The sequence below is a fragment of the Prevotella sp. LMAG:51 genome, from assembly GCF_008680225.1.
GTDB classification, from domain to species: domain Bacteria; phylum Bacteroidota; class Bacteroidia; order Bacteroidales; family Bacteroidaceae; genus Prevotella; species Prevotella pectinovora.
The window spans coordinates 89,114-108,763 of sequence record NZ_NALQ01000004.1; the positions used below are offsets into that span (position 1 = coordinate 89,114).

Genomic DNA, 19,650 nt, shown 5'->3' on the forward strand with positions numbered 1-19,650 from the left:
TGAAATTTGTCATCGGTCACATAGCCCGCTATGCTCCCTCTTCCAAACTCCAAAACCGACAAAAATACAGGTCAAAATTTGACCAAGTTATTCTTTCACCATTACTAGAGCGTCACGCCAAAACTAATCTCTGGCCATGATTACCAACGGACTCATCTGCCTGTCTGATAATAAAATCTACCGTCCCAAAGAATATTGCATGGATGAAGGCCAAACCTTATGACAAACGCCACGAAAAACGGTTATTCCACTGACGCATCACCACTTGAGATAGCCGTATTTCTCCTTACACCAGAGTTGCCATGAATTCACGAGATTCTGCCACAACACATAGGCTCCGGGCGCTACGGCAGCCACGGGATTCAGGAAGGTCACGGTGAGCCAGATGCCAACGATGGTGTTCTTCTGACCCAAAGCCTGTCCGGCGCTTACTCTGTCGCCGAAGAAGCCGCCCACCCACTTGCCGATGGCAAACTGCACGAGACATACAAACAGAGGCAGGATGAGAAGGAGCAACAGGGTGATGCCTCCCACTTCGGCGTCGACGATATTGTGTACGGTCATACCTGTGACGATGCTCAGATTGAACGCCCACATATAGAAAGCCAAATTCTTGCGCCGCTTTATGGCTCCTGCCACTTTAGGCAGATAGCGCCTCGTGAGCAGGGCAAGACAGAGGGGCAGGAGCAACACCGTTACCACCCTGCGCATTATCATGCCAAAGGCGAAGAGGAAGGTGATGTCGGCACTCTTCTCCACCATCGGGAAAAACAGGGGGATGATGATGCTGGTGACGATATTGGCTATCAGCGTATATACCGTGAGCGAGGCTATGCTGCCGCCTAATTTCTCTGTCACTACGGCTGCTGAGGCTGCCGTAGGACAGATGAAGCAGATGAAACATCCTTCAAGAACGAGTTTCACATCGCCTTCTGCGAAATACATCATAAGGAGGACAAAGAAGGCGGAAATGGTTGTGCGAATAAACTGCAACCAGAAATGCCATGCGCGTGGTCGCAGGTTGGATATGTCTATTTTGCAGAATGTGACATACAATAGGGCAAAAATGACGTATGGCACCATTTCCACCAACGCCGGCCCCATGACATCGCCCATCGGCTGCAGCAGCGGAACATCGCTGAACAACAGATACAACACGCTGCCAACCAGCATGGCACACAGGAGGGTCCACTTCTTCACAAATGACAAGACCTTGTTCATTTCAATCCTTGATTTTCTAAACGTAATGATCAAATAACCGAGTGCAAAAGTACTAAATAAAAACCAAGTGGATGAATAAGTGACGGTAAAATAATAATCAGGTTCGATTTGAATGAGTTTTCACCGTCACCAAGTGGCAAGAAATATATATTCAATCTGGAAATCAGACGGGATTTGGACATATCACATCCTCCGGAATTTGTAAGAAAAATATAGCAGGAATCGTGCCCAAGTGGGGCAAGCAGCTTGCCCCTGTTGAGAAAGCACCTTGCCCATGTTGGGCAAGCAGCGTGCCCCAAAATGGTATTTTTTGTACGGAAAACGAGGACGACAGTCAGGAGGATGTATACTAAGAATAATAGCGTAAGTATCTCACGAAACACGGTGTGAGAATGAAGCGAAACGACGAAGGACAGGACAAACAAAAATCGGAGGTGTCTCACGACAACCCCGACTGTTGAATCTAATCTACAATATAAAAAAATTAATCTACAAAAAAATGCTCTTTTTCTTACTTAATGGTACAAATACTAAACATCAAATTCATATAATCAACAATCAAAATTTCTATCTTCAATAGTTCCTGTCCAATATTTGTGAACAGTTCTCTCTATAATCTTTTTTAATTGTCCCGTCTCCATGCATCAGTCCGACTTTTCTTTATCCATAGTCAGACTATGATCGAACGAACGGCTTTTCCGCCACTTATCCAAAGATAAGACAGCCATGAGAATATGCAGTGGTATGGAGCCTTGCCGCCGGATACGTCAAAAGAAGACCACCAGCACTAAGCAGATAATCAGCAATGCGGCGTATGGCCACACATAACGAACTATGTTACCGGAATTGGCATAACCGTTGATTGCCATTGAAGTCTTGTCAGAAGTTTTCATAACTGATTTCTTTTTTAATTTACGACACATTTATACTTCTTTAGTGGCTTCAGCCATTTTCCAGCTGCTTTTCATCTTTAAGCTTACATATTGCCTATTGGCATACTTTTGGGGGAGCCAGACTCTCAGCGAGTGACCCTATGGATTCATTTTGCGAATCGCCTGCCAACTTACATATTCTTAAATCTAATTAGCGATGGCGCCTTTCAGCACCGCAGGTGATGGCTTTAGTCGATGGGGATAAACGACATTTAGTCGCACTTTTCATTTTACTGCTGCAAAATTAAGTATTTATTTCCAATCCCAAAAGCTTTTATTATTAAATATGTAACAAAAAAGGTAAAAAACAAGCGGATTTATGTAACATATTTGTAATTTTACTAATTATCACATGGCATTCAATGGGAATGTGACAACGGATGTTACAAAGAAAAACGAAATAAAAAAAGGAGAAATGCGCCTCTTGACACACTTCCCCAGTTACTTTCTTATTTATGATTGCCTATGTCCTCATCCTTTTCACGAAATGAAAAAGGATTATAGATTATTGCCTTTACCCGCATTGTCGCCTTGTCCTGACGGATGACTGCCAGCACACGATTTACCTTTTCGCTTGAGAAAGGTAGTACGCAACAATGATGTTTTATTTTACCTCTTCAGCTTGAATGAGTTCTCAATGCTCGTAATCTCGTCCATGAAGAGTTTGTCGGTGGTCATGCGCTGGTTAACCTTGGTGCAGCTGTGAATCACCGTAGAGTGGTCTCTGCCGCCGAGAAGCTTACCGATTCTCGATGCCGGCATCTTGGTGTATTTCTGTGCGAGATACATCGACACCTGACGCGCTTCCACATATTCACGCTTGCGGCTTCTGCCGTTGACGGCTGCCACGGTGACGGAGAAGTGGTTGCACACGGAGTCAAGGATATCGTCGATGGTCAACGGGTTGTCGTCGATCTTGACAGCACGCTTTATCACCCGCTCTGCCAACCGCATGTCGATATTGCAGTTGTACACTACGGAGTATGCCATCAGCGAGTTTATCACTCCCTCAAGGTCTCTGACGCTGCCGTTTGCCGTTTCTGCAATGAAGCGCACCACGGTCTCCGGGATGTGCAGTCCGTCGCGCTTTATCTTGTTCTGCAGGATATCCATACATAGTTCCACGTTCGGCTTCTCCAGCTCGGCGATGAGTCCGCAGCTGAATCGGGTGAGCAGTCGGTCGCTCATTCCCTGCAGGTCTACCGGCGGACGGTCGCTCGCCAGTATGATGCGTTTGCCGTTCATGAAGAGATGGTTGAAGATATGGAAGAATGTCTCCTGTGTCTTCTGTGCCGATACCCACTCCTGTATGTCGTCCACTATCAGCATGTCGATGGTCTGATAGAAGTTGATGAAGTCGTTCACGGTATTGTTTCTCACGGCATTGGTGTACTGCACCTGGAAGAGTCTCGCACTGATATACAGTACTCTCTTCTGCGGATAGAGCTGCTTGGTGCGCACTCCGATGGCGTTGATGAGGTGTGTCTTGCCGCATCCCGACGGTCCGTAGATGAACATCGGGTTGAACTGTGTGGTATTAGGATGCTCGGCAATAGACTGTCCCACGGATCTCGGCAGCTTGTTGCTCGCTCCTTCGATATAGTTGCTGAAGGTGAGGTGGGTGTTGAGCTGCGATGCTATCTGCTGTGGCTTGGCAGCGTCGAGCGGTGTCGGCGACTGGTTGTTGCGTGTCTGCTTCGGCTTCTGGTCGTTTATTCCGGCTGGAGGGTCGGAAGTGAGTATCTGTGCAAGATTGTTCGTCTTGTCGGTAACGACGCGATACGAAAGCTTGACATCTTTGCCGAAAGTGCGTGTAAGCACCTTTCCCAACAGATCAATGAAGTTCTCTTCCAAGTATTCGTAAACGAATGGACTCGGAACCTGCACCAACAGAGTGTTCGTCTCCTTCTTGTAAGCCTCGAACACTATTGGCTTGAACCATGTATTGAACTGCTGCGGTGAGACATTCTCTTTAATGAGCAAGAGACTCTTGTCCCATAGAGCATTGGGAGTATCGGCCATATATATACTTTCTGATAAAAAAGAATTGTCGCTAGACTTGTCTTTAATTACTTGTTTTTCAGCTTTTCGCCATATCTCCATAGGGTAATATCCCGAAAAGCGTGTGCAAATTTCGCAAAAAAAATCGGATTACACAAATGGGTGTAGACTTTATTTTGCAACAAATTTGTAACGTGCTTTTATAGTGGAATTTAGAAAACGGAGAGGAAACGCGCCGCGACCTGCTGGAACAGGAAGGAGGCTGGCTTCCTCATGATTTCATCTCATAGCGACAATGAATCATGGATCGGAAACCAGCCTCCTCTCGTTATCCCCCGCGGGGGAGATTATGGTTATCCTTTCTGTCTACTTTTCCGCTATTTATCATTTATCCTTCTTTCCGAAGATGGAGAAGTGTACGTAGCGTTTCGGATGCGCCTTGAGGTCGATGAGCAGGGAATCTGCCGACTTCACTGTGGCGTTCAGGTCGTAGTAGAGGTTAGGATCTCGCATTAGGAGTCCGAGGGAGCCCTGGTTGTTGTTGAGCTGATGGGTGAACTCCTGCACGTTCTGCAGCGTGGTGTTCACCTTCTGCATCGTGCCGTCTACGTCTACCTTGGCGAGCTTGCCTGTTATCACCTCCGTGTTGTCCATCACGTTGTCTGCCTTGGCGAGAAGTCCCGGCACTCGTCTGTTGAGCGTTCCGAGAAGCGTGTTGAGCTGCCTTGTAGATGTGGTGAGGTTGCCGGTGACGGTCTCCACATTATGAAGCGAGTTGGCGATGGCAGGATCCTGCAGCAGCGTGTTCACGCTGCAGAGTATGGAGTCGAGCTTCGGCAGCATCTTCTGCACGATAGGTATGAGGTCTTTCATCTGTCCCATCGCACCGTCGTTGATGCCTCCCACGATGGTCTCTCCCGGGTTGATGCGCTCACGCATATTGTTGGCAAGGAGCAGGTTCACCTTCACGTTGCCCATGAGGTCGCTAACTATTTCTGCGCTGCTGCCTTTAGGTATGCGCATGTCTTTGTTGATGCTTGCCTCAACGATGATATCCTTTGTCTGGCCATAGTCGTATTGGATGTTTCTCACCACACCCACCTGATAGCCGTCGGCATAGATGGGGCATGAGGAACTCAGTCCGCTGATGTCCTTGAAGGATATGTAGTATTTGCTTTCGGACGAGAAGAGGTCGAGTCCCTTCAGGAAGTTCATTCCGAGAAAGAGCACTACGAGACCTACGATTGCCACAATGGCGATTTTCACTTCTTTGGTAAAATACTTCATATAGGGTCTTTTCTGTTTGTTATATATTATATATATGTATGATATCACTTGCACCACTCCTGCTCCCATCGGCAAAACCGCCTTCCGCTGGCAGCGTTATCATGTCAGCGCCGCTGCTTGAAGATGCGTATCGCCTCGGTGATGTTCATCTTGCTGCCGTTTCTGAATGCCACGATGAAGCATCCCGGGAATTCTGTGGCGAGCGAAGCTCTCAGACGGTTGATGGCATTGTAGTTGGTAGAGGCGCCGATGGTGTATTTGTACATTCCGCCTTCCTCATACATGTCTATTCCGTCGTATCCCTTGAAGCGCGGACTGTTCTTTGCCTCCTTCGTGGCGTTTGCCATTATCTGCACTTTGAAAACGGGAGCGTCGTCATCGTCTGCCTTTGACGTTCCGGCAGGGGCATTGACGGTTTTCGCTGCCGCCCTTCTCGGTTGGCTGGGGGCTGACTGAGGTTTGCTTGCCGTTGTTTCAGAATTTCTTGCGGCATTGCGGTTCTTCTGTTTGTCCGTATCGTCCTGCGGAATGAGCGTCGGCAGGCTCACCTTGTCTGACTCGTTTGGCGCCACCAATGGCACGTTGACGCCGGAATAGTTGTCATTCTTGTATTTCGCAAAGGCACTGTATATGCCTCTGGCGATATTGTCGATGCTGGCATCATCGTTGAGCAGCCGCTCCTCGTCGGGAGTGGTGATGAAGCCCAGCTCTATCAGACATGCCGGCATGGATGTCTCTCTCAAAACGAGGAACACGTCCTGCTTCACTCCTTTGTCGGGACGGTTTGCCGTGGAGCACACGCTTTTCTGCACGTGTTTGGCGAGTTCCACGCTTTTCGCCATATTCTTGTCGTGGATGAACTCAAACATGATGGCGCTCTCAGGAGAGTTGGGGTCGTAGCCCTCATACCGTTCCTTGTAGTCGCTCTCATAGGTGATGACAGCGTTCTCGCGCTGCGCCGCACTGAGTTTCTCGTTAGACCGCCGCATTCCCATCGTGTAGGTCTCCATTCCGCGGGCTATCCTGCCTCCGGGCAGTGCGTTGGTATGGATGGAGATGAACACGTCGGCGCGGTTCTTGTTGGCGATGTCGGCTCGCTTGTGGAGCGGCACGAAGACGTCGGTCTTTCTGGTGTATATCACTGTCACGTCGGGACAGTTATTCTCCACATAGCGCCCGAAGGCGAGCGCCATCTTCAGGTTGATGTTCTTCTCGTATGAGAAACTGCCCTTTGCCCCGGCATCATGTCCTCCATGTCCGGCGTCGATGACGAGCGTGAACTGTCTTGCGGCGACGTCTGCCACCACAAGAATCATGAACGCCGCCACCAGCAGCGCACGTATCAATGTATAACAGCTGTATTTCTTCACTTCTGCAAATTTAGTCATAAGTTTTGTCTTTGATAACAAAAATGCGGAATATTGAACATTTAGTTGTCTTTTTCGTCATTTCTCCAGTGCAACTGAACACCTGCACCCCTGCTGTCAGCCCCCATCGGAGGGTTTTCTTTGGTCACGCTGACTGTCAGTTCTTCTATCTGGGGCATCTCGCTGAGTATGCGTCTGCCTATCCTTCCTGCCACGTGTTCGATGAGTTTCGAGGGCACTGCCATCTCTTCTTTCACCATTCTGTGGATGTCGGCATAGTTCAGCGTGTCTGCCACGTCGTCGGTCTCTGTGGCACGCTGCAGCCCGCAGACCGCCTCGACGGAGACGAGAAAGTCTCCGCCGGTGAGCGTCTCTTGCGGCAACACGCCATGACGGGCGTAGAAACGCATGTCTTTGATGAATATCTTTCCTTGTGTGAGTCTCATCATGGGGCTTTTATGGATTATCCGCAACGTGATGATCCGCAGTTCTTGCAGATGAGGCATCCCTCCTGGTATACGAGTGTCTCCTGACCGCAGACCGGACATTTCTGTCCCTTTGCCTCCGTTCCGTCTACTATATATTTCTTGAGGGCTCTCTCCACTCCTATCTTCCATGTGTTGATGCTCTGGCTGTCCATCTGGAGCTGGCCCACAAGCTTTATCACGTTGGCAATAGGCATGCGGTAGCGCAACACGCCGGAGATGAGCTTGGCGTAGTTCCAGTATTCGGGGTTGAACTTCTCTGACAGTCCTTCAACGGTGGTCTTGTAGCCGCGCTTGTTCTCAAACTGGAAGTCGTAGCGTTTCTTTCCGTTTTCGTCTATCTTCTTGATGATCTTTCCCTTGTTCACGCTCTTTGGCAGCGAGATTCCCTCCTCGTCGTCCTGAAGACCGGTGAATATCTCGTATGGGTATCCGTCGAGCAGACCTACGAATGCCACCCACTTCTCCTTGTTGTTCTGGAATCGCACCACGTCGCATTCCAGTTCCTTGGGGCGCACCTCTGTCACGGTAGGCGGTTCGCAGATATGCTTCTCCTCCGCTTTCTTCTTGTCTTTCTTCTCCACGGCAATCATCACTCCCGAACGTGATCCGTCGCGATACACCGTGCATCCCTTGCAGCCCGAACGCCATGCTTCCACATAGAGACGGTTTACGAGCTGCTCGTCCACGTTGTTCGGCAGATTGATGGTCACGCTGATGCTGTGGTCCACCCATTTCTGTATCGCTCCCTGCATACGCACCTTCATGAGCCAGTCCACATCGTTTGCCGTGGCCTTATAATATGGCGATTTCTCCACGAGCTGGTCGAGTTCCTCCTGGGTATATCGTTTCTCGGTGTCGTAGCCGTTAATCTTCATCCATGTCAGGAACTTATGGTGGAAGACGATGAATTCCTCGAACGAGTCGCCTGACTCGTCAACGAAGTCCACGTGTACGTCGGTGTCCGTAGGGTTCACCTTGCGGCGGCGCTTGTATACGGGCATGAACACCGGTTCGATGCCGCTTGTGGTCTGGGTCATCAGACTGGTTGTTCCTGTCGGGGCGATGGTGAGGCATGCGATGTTGCGGCGGCCATATTTCAGCATGTCGGCATAGAGTTCCGGATCTGCCTCACGGATGCGGTTGATGAACGGATTGTTCTTCTCCCTCTCTGAGTCGTACACCTCGAAGGCTCCGCGCTCCTTTGCCATCACCACCGACGAACGGTAGGCGGCGAGGGCAAGCGTCTTGTGTACCTCCACTGAGAAGTCTGTCGCCTCCTGAGTGCCGTAGCGCAGGTTCATGGCAGCCAGCATGTCGCCCTCGGCAGTGATTCCCACTCCCGTGCGGCGTCCCATGGCGCTCTTGCGCTTTATCTTCTGCCAGAGATGCAGCTCTGTCTCCTTCACCACATCTGCCTGAGGGTCGCTCTTCACCTTTTCTATTATCTTGTCTATCTTCTCCATCTCCATGTCCACGATGTCGTCCATGATGCGCTGTGCCAGCGCCACGTGTTTTTTGAAGAGGTCGAAGTCGAAGTATGCCTCCGGTGTGAATGGGTTCACCACGTATGAATAGAGATTCACCGAGAGCAGTCGGCATGAGTCATACGGACAGAGCGGTATCTCTCCGCATGGGTTTGTAGACACCGTGCGGAATCCGAGGTCGGCATAGCAGTCGGGGATGCTCTCACGGAGTATGGTGTCCCAGAAGAGCACTCCCGGTTCGGCACTCTTCCATGCGTTGTGTACTATTTTCTCCCACAGTTTCTTGGCGTCTGCCTTCTTAGTCACTATCGGCGCATCGCTGTCGATAGGGAATTTCTGTGTGTATTCCTTGCCATCTATAGCGCACTGCATGAACTCGTCGTCGAGTTTCACCGACACGTTGGCACCTGTAATCTTACCTTCCTGCATCTTGGCGTCGATAAACGCCTCGCTGTCGGGATGCTTCACGCTGATAGAGAGCATCAGGGCTCCGCGGCGGCCGTCTTGTGCCACCTCGCGTGTGGAATTGCTAAAGCGCTCCATGAATGGCACGACACCTGTTGAGGTGAGTGCAGAGTTGTTCACCGGAGTGCCCTTCGGACGGAGCTGCGAAAGGTCGTGGCCCACTCCGCCGCGGCGTTTCATCAGCTGCACCTGCTCCTCGTCCATGAGCATCACGGCGCCATAGGAGTCGGCGTCGCCGTCGAGACCTATCACGAAGCAGTTTGAGAGCGATGCCACCTGGTGGTCGTTGCCGATGCCGGTCATCGGACTGCCTGCCGGCACGATATAGCGGAAGTGGTCGAGCAGTTCGAACACCTGCTGCTCTGTGAGCGGATTGGGATAGTGGTTTTCTATCCTCGCCACTTCACGGGCGATACGCCAGTGCATGTCTGTCGGCGTCTGTTCGAAGATATTGCCGTAACTGTCTTTCAGCGCATACTTGTTGGCCCACACTCTTGCGGCAAGTTCGTCTCCGCCAAAATATTCCATAGAGGCACGAAAGGCCTCGTCAAAGGTATAAGTCTTATTTTTTTCCATTTTTGCAATTAGGTAGAATAGTCTGTTATCAAAACTCTGATGCTCCGCTCCGAACTCCAGAAGGTTGTTCCGGCAGTATGGAGAAAACGGCGCAACGGATGCAAAGTTAATGACTTTTGCGGATATACGGAAAGAAAGATTGAGAAAGTTAATGCCACATCATTGCCATGAGGATTGTCCGCCGGAGGGCTTTCATGCCGTGTTTCCCAACGGCATTGAGATGCAGCGGAGATGGATGACGGAAATATAAAAAACGTTAATGAAAACACGTCACCTATTTATATCGGAATTATTCATTACTTTTGCAACAGTGTAAATATGTTTCCATACACGGAAGCGCAATGCAAGCATGGAGGGACGGATGGTTCCACAAGCTGCACGAACTATTATAACTACTATTATTTCCCTCAATGTGACCTTGTCGCTGACAATGGACGGTCAAAAAAAATATTAAGTCAATGAACATAAATACTAAAGCTACCATCGGACATCACTATCACGAACACGTCCACCATCACCACCATAGGCATCATAAGGACGATACTGAATCTTTCAAGCAGCAATCTTTAAGAGTGAGAAAGAGGCGCAAGATGATTTCCCGTGTTCTCTTCGTCACACTTTCTATTCTTGCTGCAATCATCATCATTGCATGCGTGGCAAGCAACTGGCTTTTCTGAGGTTGGTTGCGGTAGCGGCCTTTGCTCCTCCCTTGACACGAAGGTGTTGAGTCTGTCCTGGTGTTGTATGCAAGAGATTTCCCGGAAAAACAACACCGCACATCTCCTTTCCGAAAAAGAACAAGAACATTCGGCATAAAAAAAACAGTTGTAAGTCCAGAGTCGCTTTACTCGAAGAACTTACAGCTGTTTTTTATCCCAAATCGGTCGTTAGGGCTTGCATGGATTTTGTTTTTTTGAAGGATAGATTTTGTTTGGCTTTTAATGAGTAATAGCAGGCTATTGCGAATTAAAAACAGACAAAAGACGCCTTATAAAAAGCAAAAGACAGCAAGCAGTATTAAAATACTAAATTGAACGGCCTAATGACCGTTTTGGGTTTATCTGTATGCCAGACACGTGTTGTCTGACTGCGGATTATCCCCAAACGGCCATCAGGCAGTTCATTGTAATATTCCAGAACTGCTTGCGGTCAGGAGGTTCCGCTATTTATCATCAGTCCACTACGATTGGCTTGTATTTCGGCACGAGGATCTTCATGATAACCCATCCGATGAGGTATGCCACGGCACAGATGCAGAACACGATCATGTAGCCGCCCTTCTTGCCCTCGAAGCCCATGAAGTTGAACTGTGCAGCGTTCTCGGCATAGGTGAAGAGCATACCTGAACCCTTGTTGATGAGGAACGAGCCGATACCTCCTGCCATGGCACCGATACCGGTGATTGTGGCGATTGTAGACTTAGGGAACATGTCGCCGATGGTGGAATAGAGGTTGGCTGACCATGCCTGATGGCCTGCGCCGAGAAATCCGATGATGATTGCCACCCACCATGCGCTGATTTCTCCCATTGGCTGGGCGATAAGACCGAGCAACGGGAAGCATGCGAATATCAACATGGCACGCATACGGCCAATGTATGGATTCATTCCCTTCTTGTCAACGAAATATGTGGGGAGGTAACCGCCGCCGATGCTCAACACCGTAACGATGGCGTAGAGTGTGAAGATGAGGGCAATAGCCATCGGACTGTCTGAGGTGTAGCCGTAAACATCCGAGAAGTATGCCGGAGCCCAGAAGAGGAAGAACCACCATACGCCGTCGGTCATGAACTTGCCCACGATAAACGACCATGTCTGTGGAAAGGTGAAGCACTTGAGGAATCCGATTGTCTTCTCCTCAGTGTGTTCCTCTTCTGACTCGGCGGCAGCTTTCTCCTCTTCATCGTCCTGCTCGATGTATGAAAGCTCGGCAGTGTTGGTGAACTTGCTCTTGCGTGGTTTGTCATAGAGCCATATCCAGAGGCCCATCCATATATAACCGAGCACACCGATCACCACGAATGCCATCTCCCAGCCCCAGGCGTTGGCGAGCAACGGAATGGTGGCAGGTGCGGCGAGGGCTCCTACTGAAGCTCCGCTGTTGAAGATTGAAGTGGCGAAAGCGCGGTCTTTCTTTGGGAAGTATTCTGCCGTAACCTTCACGGCAGCAGGGAAGTTGCCTGCCTCACCGGCTGCCAGCACGAGGCGGCATGAGAGGAAGAGCCATACGCTGACGGTGGCGATTGCCACGGCAGCATCGGAACCTGCCTGCACAAGACGCAGGGCTTCTATAGAGTCGTATCCCTCGATGAGCATAGCTGCCTCACCGCAGAGGGCGTGGAGAACGGCACCTGTAGACCATACGAAGATGGCGATGAGGTAGCCCTTCTTTGTTCCCATCCAGTCTACGAACTTACCTGCGAAGAGGTTGCATACAGCGTAGAAGATTGAGAACCAACCGGTTATCGTTCCGTAATCATCGTCGGTCCAGTGGAATTCTGGAGCGATAAAGTCTTTCCATGTCAGCGACAGAACCTGACGGTCCATGTAGTTGACAGTAGTTGCCAAAAACAGCAAAGCACAAATCACCCAACGGAAGTTGGACATCTTAGTAGTTTGTATTGAAGCCATTTGTTTTAATATAAGATTAATATTGTTTGTTCTAGTCTGCAAAGATAGCGTTTTTTTTCTTCTTTCCGCAAAAAAATCAATAAAAAAGAAAACAAACAGTATTAATCCGTAATCATCGCATCAATCTGTTTCTCCTTTCCCTGTTCCAAAAAGAAATGAGAATCGCCTGACACTGATAAAAAGAAAATCCGCCAGCATTCGCATTGTGAATCGGAATGCTGACGGAAGCAACAAAGTTTTGTCTTTATGTTATCTGTTCATGTATTTCTTGCCATCCTTTATGGCAACCGTATTGCCTGACTGTGAGAATACAGGCGAAATGACCGTTGGGGTTAAGATATCAATCCTGGTAGTACACCCTCTTCACGCGGTCTGACACACTGGTGAGCACCTCGTATGGGATGGTGTCGAGTACATCGGAGAGAACTGTCACTGGCAGATGGTCGCCGAAGATTTCCACTGTGTCACCCTCCTTGCACGGTATGCCAGTGACGTCGATCATCGCCACGTCCATGCAGATGTTGCCAACATAAGGAGCCTTCTGTCCGTTCACCAGACAGTAGCAGTTGCCACGGCCCAGGTGGCGGTTCAGTCCGTCGGCATATCCTATCGGAATGGCTGCGATGCGGCTGTCGCGCGTCAGGTGCCCCTTGCGGCTATAGCCCACTGTCTCCTCCTTCGGCACATCACGCAATTGCAGGATGGTGGTTTTCAGAGTGCTCACATTGTTCAGTATATGGTTGTCGCGACTGTCGATGCCATATAGTCCGAGACCGAGACGACACATATCAAGCTGGCGTTCTGGGAAGTGTTCGATGCCGGCAGAGTTGCAGATATGGCGCAGGATCTTGTGGGGAAACGCTGCCTGAAGCTTGCTGCTCGCCTCATCGAAGAGGTCGAACTGCATCTTTGAGAAATTGTCGAAGTCGTCACTGTCGGAACCCACGAAATGCGAGAACACAGAACGGGGGATGATGGCGTTCTGCGACTGCAGACGATGTATCAGTTCGTCAATGTCGGTCTTGGGGTTGAAGCCGAGACGGTGCATTCCGGTGTCGAGCTTTATGTGTACGGGGTAGCCCGTGATTCCCTCGCGCCGGGCAGCCTTGACAAGGGCGTCGAGCAGACGGAAACTGTAGACCTCAGGTTCGAGGTCATAGTCGAACATCGTCTTGAATGCCGTCATCTCCGGATTCATTATCATGATATTGCTCGTGATTCCGTTTTTGCGGAGCGTCACTCCCTCGTCGGCAACGGCAACGGCGAGATAGTCCACACGGTGGTCCTGCAATGTCTTTGCCACCTCCACCGCTCCACTGCCATAGGCATTTGCCTTAACCATGCATACGAGCTTGGTCTCGGGCTTCATATAAGAGCGGTAGTAGTTGAGATTGTCTACCACTGCCTGGAGGTTCACCTCAAGGATGGTTTCATGCACCTTCTGCTCCAGAAGTTCGCTGATGCCGTCGAAACCGAAGGCGCGCGCTCCCTTTATGAGTATCACCTCATCGCGGAGTGTGCTGAAGACGGGACTCTTGATGAAGGTCTGACTGTCGGGGAAGAAGTATTTCTCCCCCACCCCGATTCTGTCTGCCTCTGCCATGAGGTCGGGACCCACACCGATGAATTTCTCCACTCCCCTCTTGACGCATAGTTCTGACACCTCTGCATAAAGCTGGTCGCGCGTCATTCCGCTCTGCAGGATGTCGCTGAGAATCAGTGTGCGGCGACGGCCCTTATGGTCGGGACGGCGACTGATGAAGTCGAGGGCTATGTCGAGAGAGTTGATGTCGGAATTGTAGGAATCGTTGATGAGCGTGCAGCCATGCTGGCCCTGCTTCACCTCCAGTCGCATGGCGACAGCCTCCAGCTTCGGCATTCTCCCGGCGATGTCGGCGGCAGAAATACCGAGCGATAGGCATACGGCGCAGCAGGTGATGGAATTCTCGATGGATGCCTCGTCGATGAAAGGCAGGGTGTACTGACATTCCCTGCCAACCTTATTATATATATAGGTAACGGTGGTGGAGGTCTCTCCCTTCTCCACATTCTTTATATATAGCGGAGCATTGGCGTCGGCAACCGACCACCACAGGTGGTCGCCCTTGAACGACCTTTCGCCCACTCGGCTGGCTATCTCCTTGCTGTCGCCGGGATATACTATCACGCTGGCGTCGCGGAAGAGGTCGAGCTTCTCGTCCACCTTGGCTTCCATAGAAGGAAAATTCTCCTGATGGGCACTGCCGATATTGGTTATCACGCCGATGGTGGGCTGTATGATGTTGCGCAGTGCCTGCATCTCGCCGGGCTGGCTGATGCCTGCCTCGAATACTCCCACCTGCGACTGCTCGCCGAGCAGCCAGACGGAGAGCGGAACGCCAATCTGGGAATTGTAGCTACGAGGACTGCGCGTGACGCTGAGCGACGGAGAGAGCAACTGATAGAGCCACTCCTTGACAATGGTCTTGCCGTTGCTGCCCGTTACGCCCACGACGGGGATGTTGAACTCGTCGCGATGGCGCTCGGCAAGGCGCTGCAGCGCTTCGAGCGGACTGATTACCTTGAGGAAATTGGAACCTGGATAAGTGGTGGCATAGTCTTGTGGCAATGCGTCCACAACAAAGTTTCTCACTCCTCGACGATAAAGGTCGGGTATGAACTCATGGCCATTGCGACGGCCGGACTTGAGGGCAAAGAACAACGTTTCCTCAGGGAAACAGAGGGAACGGCTGTCGGTGAGCAGAAAGCCGATGTTGGCGGCTTGGTCTCCATATCTACGCGCCCCTATCAATGTCGTTACTTTTTCAATTGAATAAGTCATTGCTGTTGATTCTTGATTAAAACGACAACGGGCCAGAATGGCATGACCACTGGCCCATGCTTGTTATATTTGCAATTTGTATTTGCAAATATACGGATATTTTTCAGAACACGCATGATTTGTGGAATTTATCTCGCCGGGAGACAAAAAAAACTGATTTTTGCTATGGGATGACGACATTTCAATGATTTTTGTTATCTTCGCAGGTGATTATAAATCCCAAGCCAGTCATGACGACATGACTTGACAGCAAACAGAGAAACACGATGGAAATTCTTCTTCATTATATTTGGCGCCACAGGATGTATCCGCTACACCGGATGACCACGAACAAGGGAGAGACGGTGGAGGTGATTGACCCGGGACTCCACAACCGCAACGCCGGACCTGACTTCTTCAATGCGAAAATAAAGGTGGACGGGATGCTGTGGGTTGGCAATGTGGAGATTCACGACAAGGCGTCTGACTGGTTTCTGCATGGCCACGACAAGGACGAGGCATACGACAACGTGATTCTTCACGTGGTGGGCGAAGACGACATGCCGGTGAGAAGCAGCCGGGGCGAAACGATGCGACAGATGCAGATGGACGTGCCGGAATATGTGACGGCAAACTACTCCAGACTGCTGAGAGAGGACCGCTTCCCGCCTTGCCACGAAGTGATAGGACAGTTGCAGAAACTGACTGTACACAGCTGGATGAGCGCTCTGCAGACGGAACGCCTGGAGCAGAAGACGGAGGCGATAAGCAGGAGAGTGAAGGAGAGAAACGGATCGTGGGAAGACGCATACTTCATGACGCTCGCACGCAACTTCGGCTTCGGAGTGAACGGCGAGGCTTTTGAGAAATGGGCTGCCACGCTGTCGCTGCAGAGTGTGGCCCACCACCGCGACGACATATTCCAGATAGAGGCGATATTCCTGGGACAGGCTGGACTGCTCGACGAACAGGCTATTCCGCAGCGACACCGCAAAGAGGCGGCAAACGACATTTATCTGACCAAGCTGAGACGGGAATACTCATATCTGAACCACAAATTCCACCTGGAACAGATGTCGGCGACGGAATGGAAATTCCTGAGACTCCGTCCGCAGAACTTCCCTAACATCAGGATTTCACAGCTCGCAAACCTCTATTACAACCGGCGCTCAAATCTGAGTCAACTGATAGAATGTCGCAGCGTCGACGAGATGTCAGACCTGTTTGCCACCCACGTCACTCCATATTGGGAGACCCACTACTCCTTCGGGGCGGAAGGCAAGAAGTCGGCAAAGCAGCTGTCAAAGCAGTCTGTCAGAGTGCTCATCCTCAACACCGCCATCCCTATCCTCTTTGCCTACGGCAGACACAAGGGCGACGAGACGCTCACCGACCGAGCCTTCCGGCTGCTCGAAGAACTGAAGGCTGAGGACAACAGCATCATAAGGATGTGGAAGGAATGCGGACTGGAGATAGAGACCGCCGCCGACAGCCAGGCCATCGTGCAACTGAAAAAGGAATACTGCGACCGCCGCGACTGTCTGCGCTGCCGTTTCGGCTACGAATACATAAAACGCAACGGATGGTTCGTGAAAGAAGAAAAAGGATAGGAGCGGCTGCAATCAGTAAACATTTTGTCAAGCGACATCCTACTGACTACAATAAAAAGTCACTGGCAGGAGTAATATATAATGAGGTAATCAGACAAGCGGATTGTTCACTTGTTCCGTAATAGTCTTTAAAAATTCCTAATGCATGGCATTTTTATAGATAAAACGTTGGTATTTAGAACACAAATGTTTTTCTTTGCATCAGTAAATAACACTTTGCAATTCGTCAAAGAGACAAATTGAGGTTCGCAAAAGGAGCGGAATATGGTTCGTTAAAGTAATTCGATGCTGTTAGTAAAACGGACAAAGCAAGACAACAGGAGGTCAAGTAAATACGAATTAAAGAGCTAAATCGACACGAGCTGAAGAGCTAAGTCAATACGGGCTGAAGTGTAAAATCAAGGAACAAAGACAACAACAATATTTATAACCAAAAAGGAAAGAAAACATGAGAAAGATTTTTATGACTTTGGTAGCACTTGTCATGACAGTGGCTGCCAACGCACAGGTTTTTGTAGGTGGTGAAGTTGGTTTCTGGCGTAACTACGAAGACAACCATACATCATTCACAGTTGCTCCTCAGGTGGGCTACAACATCACAAACAAGTGGGCAATCGGCTTGGAGTTCGACTACGACTACAACTATTATGACGGACTGAAGGTAAATGGTGTTGGCGCTGCTCCATTCGCACGCTACACAGCAGCCAAGGCAGGTCCTGTTTCATTCCTTCTGGATGCAGGTTTCGCTATCAACACTTACAAGGCTAAGTATGACGGCGAGGAAAGCGACAGCTACAATGCATGGCAGATTGGTGTGACACCAGGTGTGAAGGTCAGCCTCACAAAGAGCGTTGACTTCATCGCTGCTCTCGGTTTCCTGGGCTACCGCGACAACGATGACCCTGACTTAAAGGGTGTGGGCGGTCATCCTTACGGAGAGAAAGGTTTCGGTTTCCACTTCAACACTAACGATCTGAAGTTCGGCGTTATCTACAACTTCTAATCCTCGTCTCTGACGATGGTGGCATTCCGAATGTATTCCAACCGACATCTGTTGTTATCCCATCATAGTCTTTGGATATCAGAAACGGAAATCGCCATAGAGCAAATATAGCAATGGCTGTATCATCAAGGCTTGATGATACAGCCATTGTTGCGTTTGTGATAATTGTCACTACATCTTCTCTATCGTTTCCAGTCCTTTCTTCACGATGTCGCTCGTCTCGTTGACAATCTGGAAATATTCGTCCATATCCCAGATGTCGCGCGCCACAAGAGCCTTCACCTGAGTGGCAAGGCGGGGCAAGGTGAGTTTCAGTTCCTCGTTGTCTTTCGGCTTCACATCCTTCTTCTCTCCTCTCTCCCTGATGTCGGCAATAAGCGACTCCGGAACCTGGTATTCTGCCTCAAACTTACTGAAATCCGTGTATTTGCGCTTTAGCGACTTCCTGTTGTTGTCGATGAAGCGGAGCACGGCGTCGGTCACCATTCCCTTTGCCACGAGCTGACGGTGATACTTGGTGTATGTCATCGTGTCGAGAGGCACAAAATAGTCTGGCATGATTCCTCCACCGCCATATACCACACGGTGTTTGCGCAGGGTGTAGAACTTCAGCGAGTCGGCGAAGTGTATGCTGTCGGCATTCATCAGCTCGCCATGCTTCAGTCGCTTGTCCAGTTCCATGGCATAGTCTTTCTGGTCGCCCTTCTTGTATGGCTTCTGTATGCAGCGGCCTGTAGGAGTGTAGTAATGGGCGATGGTGAGGCGTATCATCGAACCGTCGGGCATGTCGAAGGGTCTCTGCACGAGTCCCTTACCGAAGGTGCGTCTGCCCACCACCATACCTCGGTCGTTGTCCTGCATGGCTCCCGACACGATCTCGGATGCCGATGCCGTGAACTCATTCACGAGCACCACCACCTTGCCGTCGAGCAGCTTGCCTGACCCGTTGGCACGATAGTCCATTCTCGAGGATTTCAGTCCGTTGGCATATACTATGATGTCGTCTTTGGGCAGGAATTCGTTGGCTATCTTCACCGCCGCCTGCAGATATCCGCCGCCATTGTCCTGCAAGTCGAGAATGAGGTCTTTCATTCCCGCAGCCTTCAGTTTGTTTACGGCAGTCATGAACTCATCGTATGTAGTGGCTCCGAAACTGCCGATGCGTATGTATCCCACTCCCGGACGGATGATATACGATGCGTCGAGGCTCTTCACCGGAATCTTGTCACGCTTCACGTTGAAGGTCAGCGTGTCTGCCACTTCGCGCCTCACCACAGAGAGTTTCACCATAGTGCCCTTCGGTCCGCGCAGCCTCATCATAATCTGGTCGCGCGGCATCTTCACTCCTGATATCGCCGTGTCGTTTACCGCCACGATGCGGTCGCCGGCCACGATGCCTGCCTTCTGCGACGGTCCTTTGGCAATGGTCTGGATTACGAGCAGAGTATCTTCCACCATGTTGAACTGCACTCCGATGCCGTCGAAGTTTCCCTGCAGCGACTCGTTCATCTGCTTCGTCTCCTTCGGTGTGGTGTATGAGGAGTGCGGATCGAGCTTGTCGAGCATTCCTCTGATGGCGTCCTCCACGAGTTTGTTCTCGTCTACGGAGTCTACATAGAAATTGGTGACGAGCATCTCGGCGAGCTGCAATTTACGCATCGGACTGTCTTTGTCCATCCTCACCTGCAACTGTGCCGAAGCCCCGATGGCAAACATTGCCATGGCGAGGCATATCAAGCAATAAATGTTTCTTTTCATTGTATTTCGCTTTAGTCTGTCATGTTTC

Annotated in this window: 12 protein-coding genes; 3 read left to right on the top strand and 9 right to left on the bottom strand. The window is 50.3% G+C overall.

All coding sequences use genetic code 11. The annotated features are described in order from the left end of the window. Positions 1-258: 258 nt before the first annotated feature. The 6 genes from CCC32_RS01560 to CCC32_RS01585 all read right to left on the bottom strand — a co-directional run bounded on the left by CCC32_RS01560 (position 259) and on the right by CCC32_RS01585 (position 9,821). On the bottom strand, positions 259-1,221 hold the full coding sequence (locus CCC32_RS01560; protein WP_287071789.1) for a transporter: 963 nt from the start codon (positions 1,219-1,221) through the stop codon (positions 259-261). Between the two features lie 1,541 nt (positions 1,222-2,762). Continuing rightward, the gene (gene dnaA / locus CCC32_RS01565) at positions 2,763-4,175 is read right to left on the bottom strand and encodes a chromosomal replication initiator protein DnaA (RefSeq protein ID WP_042518432.1); all 1,413 of its coding nucleotides are present in this window, start codon (positions 4,173-4,175) and stop codon (positions 2,763-2,765) included. A gap of 363 nt (positions 4,176-4,538) precedes the next feature. Then, positions 4,539-5,441, bottom strand: a complete 903-nt coding sequence (locus CCC32_RS01570; protein ID WP_044065085.1) for an MlaD family protein — start codon at positions 5,439-5,441, stop codon at positions 4,539-4,541. A 104-nt stretch (positions 5,442-5,545) separates the two neighbouring features. After that, positions 5,546-6,829: an N-acetylmuramoyl-L-alanine amidase family protein gene (locus tag CCC32_RS01575; protein ID WP_287071795.1), complete on the bottom strand. Its 1,284-nt coding sequence runs from the start codon at positions 6,827-6,829 to the stop codon at positions 5,546-5,548. A gap of 41 nt (positions 6,830-6,870) precedes the next feature. Next, positions 6,871-7,257 carry a dihydroneopterin aldolase gene (gene folB / locus CCC32_RS01580; protein ID WP_278840345.1) on the bottom strand — a complete coding sequence of 129 codons (387 nt, stop codon included), beginning with the start codon at positions 7,255-7,257 and terminating at the stop codon, positions 6,871-6,873. Positions 7,258-7,271: 14 nt separating this feature from the next. Further along, positions 7,272-9,821, bottom strand: coding sequence for an adenosylcobalamin-dependent ribonucleoside-diphosphate reductase (locus CCC32_RS01585; RefSeq protein WP_287071798.1), 2,550 nt, complete (start codon positions 9,819-9,821; stop codon positions 7,272-7,274). Between the two features lie 458 nt (positions 9,822-10,279). On the opposite strand from CCC32_RS01585, the gene CCC32_RS01590 reads away from it, so the two are divergent. Next, complete coding sequence (locus CCC32_RS01590; RefSeq protein WP_287071800.1) at positions 10,280-10,498, top strand: hypothetical protein; 219 nt, start codon at positions 10,280-10,282, stop codon at positions 10,496-10,498. 495 nt (positions 10,499-10,993) lie between these two features. Here the strand turns inward: CCC32_RS01590 and CCC32_RS01595 are convergent, their stop codons facing one another. After that, positions 10,994-12,451, bottom strand: coding sequence for an MFS transporter (locus CCC32_RS01595; RefSeq protein WP_287071802.1), 1,458 nt, complete (start codon positions 12,449-12,451; stop codon positions 10,994-10,996). Positions 12,452-12,791: 340 nt separating this feature from the next. After that, a complete protein-coding gene (locus CCC32_RS01600; protein WP_287071803.1) occupies positions 12,792-15,272 on the bottom strand; it encodes a bifunctional UDP-N-acetylmuramoyl-tripeptide:D-alanyl-D-alanine ligase/alanine racemase in 2,481 nt (826 codons plus the stop codon). A 266-nt stretch (positions 15,273-15,538) separates the two neighbouring features. Here CCC32_RS01600 and CCC32_RS01605 point away from each other — a divergent pair, with 266 nt between their 5' ends. Further along, the gene (locus CCC32_RS01605; protein WP_044065083.1) at positions 15,539-16,861 is read left to right on the top strand and encodes a DUF2851 family protein; all 1,323 of its coding nucleotides are present in this window, start codon (positions 15,539-15,541) and stop codon (positions 16,859-16,861) included. Between the two features lie 448 nt (positions 16,862-17,309). Next, the gene (locus tag CCC32_RS01610; protein ID WP_042518421.1) at positions 17,310-17,864 is read left to right on the top strand and encodes an outer membrane protein; all 555 of its coding nucleotides are present in this window, start codon (positions 17,310-17,312) and stop codon (positions 17,862-17,864) included. A 171-nt stretch (positions 17,865-18,035) separates the two neighbouring features. Here CCC32_RS01610 and CCC32_RS01615 read toward each other — a convergent pair whose 3' ends face one another. Then, a complete protein-coding gene (locus CCC32_RS01615) occupies positions 18,036-19,622 on the bottom strand; it encodes a S41 family peptidase (protein ID WP_082027922.1) in 1,587 nt (528 codons plus the stop codon). Between the last annotated feature and the right edge of the window lie 28 nt (positions 19,623-19,650).